The organism is Mesorhizobium sp. M1E.F.Ca.ET.041.01.1.1, assembly GCF_003997355.1.
Classification (GTDB): Bacteria; Pseudomonadota; Alphaproteobacteria; order Rhizobiales; family Rhizobiaceae; genus Mesorhizobium.
The window spans coordinates 1-436 of sequence record NZ_RZSL01001263.1; the positions used below are offsets into that span (position 1 = coordinate 1).

1 protein-coding gene is annotated in these 436 nt (G+C 63.1%); it reads left to right on the forward strand.

Going from position 1 to position 436, the window contains the following annotated elements; genetic code table 11:
- Positions 1-132: 132 nt before the first annotated feature.
- Positions 133-436 (forward strand): septation protein IspZ (locus tag EOA38_RS38700; RefSeq protein ID WP_189435282.1); only part of this gene is annotated, 304 nt, incomplete at its 3' end.

The window sequence follows — 436 nt, forward strand, 5'->3', positions numbered from 1 at the left end:
GAGCAGGTCGACGACCTCGAACCGTTTTCGGCCAGCGAATTTGCCAGGGCGATCGCCGGCGTCGCCTGAACAAAGGCGTGATCTTGGAAGACCGCCTGCTTTTCGGCCAGATCATGCGCAAGAAGGACTTTTATGAACATCCTCGAACGCGACCCGTCCGATCCACGCCGCAAGCCGATGAACCCCGGCCTGAAATTCCTGCTCGAGCTTGGGCCGGGCCTGGTGTTCTTCTTCACCACCATCCGTGGCGAGTGGCTGGCCGAGAAATTCCCGGTGCTTGCCCATCTCGGCGAGCCGATCCTGATCGCCACGGCCTTCTTCATGGTCGCGACCGCGCTTTCGCTCGGCGTCTCCTGGCTGCTCACGCGCAGCCTGCCGCTGATGCCGCTGGTCTCGGCGATCGTCGTCTTCGTCTTCGGCGCGCTGGCGCTTTACC